The organism is uncultured Porphyromonas sp. (assembly GCF_934359325.1).
In the GTDB taxonomy this organism is placed as follows: domain Bacteria; phylum Bacteroidota; class Bacteroidia; order Bacteroidales; family Porphyromonadaceae; genus Porphyromonas_A.
In genome coordinates this window covers 1-2,743 of record NZ_CAKRLH010000209.1, presented here as the reverse complement: position 1 = coordinate 2,743, position 2,743 = coordinate 1, and the positions used below count along the sequence as shown (strand labels likewise).

Annotated in this window: 2 protein-coding genes; both read right to left on the bottom strand. The window is 58.1% G+C overall.

Going from position 1 to position 2,743, the window contains the following annotated elements; all coding sequences use genetic code 11:
• Positions 1-17: 17 nt before the first annotated feature.
• Positions 18-2,210 carry a lamin tail domain-containing protein gene (locus tag Q0F21_RS06970; RefSeq protein WP_297238595.1) on the bottom strand — a complete coding sequence of 731 codons (2,193 nt, stop codon included), beginning with the start codon at positions 2,208-2,210 and terminating at the stop codon, positions 18-20.
• A 78-nt stretch (positions 2,211-2,288) separates the two neighbouring features.
• The gene (gene rplS / locus Q0F21_RS06965; protein WP_018106903.1) at positions 2,289-2,639 is read right to left on the bottom strand and encodes a 50S ribosomal protein L19; all 351 of its coding nucleotides are present in this window, start codon (positions 2,637-2,639) and stop codon (positions 2,289-2,291) included.
• Positions 2,640-2,743 lie beyond the last annotated feature (104 nt).

Below are 2,743 nucleotides of genomic sequence, written 5' to 3'. Positions count from 1 at the left end.
TGGCTTCGCCTCTCTTTTTACATCGCACCGGCGTGGACCCACTTACCGGAGTAAGTGAGTGGGGCAAAGTCCGGATCGGGATGGGTAAAGACGACCCTCACCACCACGATCAGCGTCGGCAGAGGGGCACGTCCCTCCTGGAGCTTCCGGAGGAGATCATACACCTCCCGCCCATGCTTGCGATAGATCATCTGCCCGTCGAGGGTAAAGAGCTCCAGCGTCGCCAGCTCCCCATAGATCGGCAGGAGTGCCATCATCTGCTTGTAGGTCAGTCGTGGATCGTCAGGCCAGAGTGAGGCCGGATCGCTCTCCACGGAGGCACTATTAGCACGACCGGGGGTACCACCCCGCGTCGCCTCGGAGGCTCTTCGCCAGGAGCTCTTCCTCGTCCCATCCGACTTAGGAGAGACCCGCTCGAGAGAGTACTTCGTCCGATCAGCAGTCGTATCTCCCAGCCACTGCCGCCGATAGGTCACCTGATCGACCACCTCACGATCCGCACGCGCTACCAAGCGGATCTCGCTATAATTTGGACTGAGAGAAGGGAAGTCGATTCGCTCAACAAAGGTCGATCGGTCTGAGATGGGATAAAGTCGCGCCAGGGCGGGAGGATAAGGGGTCAGCACAGTAAAGGCTCCGGGTGGCAGCGTATAGGGCGAGACTACCAGTGGCCAGTGAGAGAAGGAGGACGTGGGACTACTTCGGTAGCTCATATAGACCCCGTCCAGCTCCACCGGATGGGAGGAGTTATTATACAGCTCGATATACTTCTCCCCGACACTCTCCGGCGAGAGCATCAGTTCGCTCACCACCAGCTCTCCCGGTGCGACCTTAGTATAGGGTCTCATGAGGGACGGTTCACCAGGAGTGCCCCCCATCGGTGCGGTGGAGTAGCGCCACTGCGGCGGATCAGATGCGATACGCTCCAGGGAGTGCCCCTCCTTAGGCAGCCCCGGCTCATGGAGCCTGTCATCCACCACCACCTCATCGTACGGCTGCCCGTCACGCCCCTCCAGGGCAAGGGTAAAGGAACCGCTCATCGAGGGGAAGTGATCCATCGGCACCCTGACAAATCTTCCCCGAGCGAGAGTCAGACGTGACGAGTGAAGCACCGCATAGCCCCCCGGAGGCAGGGAGACCGCAGGTAGCTCGTAGGCTGTCGCTCGGTAGCGGAGGATCACTCGACTTAGGTCTATCGGCGACGTGCTCTTATTACAGATCTCCACATACGGTACCCGCGCCAGAGGCCCCAAAGACGGCGGATCGATCATGATCTCGGAGATCAGGAGGGAGTGACGACTCGTGTCAGAGAAGGGCTCGACCGTCGTCTCTATCTCGCCGACAGGGCCATCTGCTGTCTCCAGACCGGAGAGACGTATTTCAAGCGTACCAGTCGCAGGAGAAGAGGGACGAAGGATCACCACGCTAAGCCTCTCTCCATAGGCAAGGGACGCCTCGCGTCCACCCACCAGAGCTTTCGCCCTGGTAAGGTCTACCGAATGGCTGAGATAAAGTGCGATGCTGCCATCACGCCTCACCGAAGACCGGATCAGCCGTAGCTCTTCCCCCACGGGGTGAGGAGACCTGACCAGAGGCTCCGACCAGGAGACGAACTCCATCCGACTCGAGGTGTAGCTGACCCGCAGCGACATCACCGCATCGAGCCTGCCGTCCATCCGTATCGCCGTCGTCGCCCGACGGATCCCTCCCTCAGGAGAGAGGACACTCAGCGTCATAGACTCCTTCCCGTCATAGACCACCCGGAGCGACACCTTACGCCACTCCTGGTCAGGCAGCTCCATAGGCAGCCTTAGGACAGACTCCTCTCTGAGTGCGCCCTCTATGGGACGTGTCGTCCTCATCAGCTGCACCTGCATCCCCTTAGGATCGGGGCAAAGGGTGTAAGTCTCCGTGCCATCGGCAGTCTCGAGGGAAAAGAGATCCAGGGCAAAGGTATTGTACCTCGACGGACGCCTATCGTAGTGACACTCCATCTCCCAGGACACAGGCTCGCCCCGCCGGATCGCATAGGATCTGCTGATGATCGCTTGCTCCCGTCCCCGCGCCTGTGGAGCGAGAGAGATCATCCCCTCCTCGATGACGAAGAGGTCGGTGTCTCCCGTCCACTCCACATCCTGCGCCACAGCCTCAGGCAGCAGAGCGATGAGAGCAAGACAAGTCAGGATCCAGGGTCGACGACGATGTCCCATTCTTACAATGAAAAAAGAGCTACCGATCGGCACTCAAATGCTGATCGATAGCTCTTTGTTTCCTGTACAGAATCTATATCAGAAGGAACGACGCTCCTTGATACGAGCACTCTTACCGCGACGACTACGGAGGTAGTACAGCTTGGCACGACGTACGTGACCAACGCGGTGTACCTGGATGCTGTCGATGAAGGGAGAGTTCATCGGGAAGATACGCTCCACGCCGATGCCATTGGAGATCTTACGTACGGTAAAGCGCTTATTGACGCCCTCACCGGAGATACGGATCACATCGCCCTTGAAGACCTGGATACGTGTCTTGTCACCCTCCGTAATGCGATAGTTGACAGAGATCGTATCACCGCTCTTGAATGCGGGGAGCTCCTTCTCGGTAGCAAACTCCTGCTCGACTGCCTTAATTAAGTCCATGTCAGAAAAATGTAGCTTTATGAATTAGTCAAATCACTAAACGCAGCATTCGTGAGCCACATATATCTCTCACCAGAGGCTACGCAAAGCGGTGCAAAGGTACC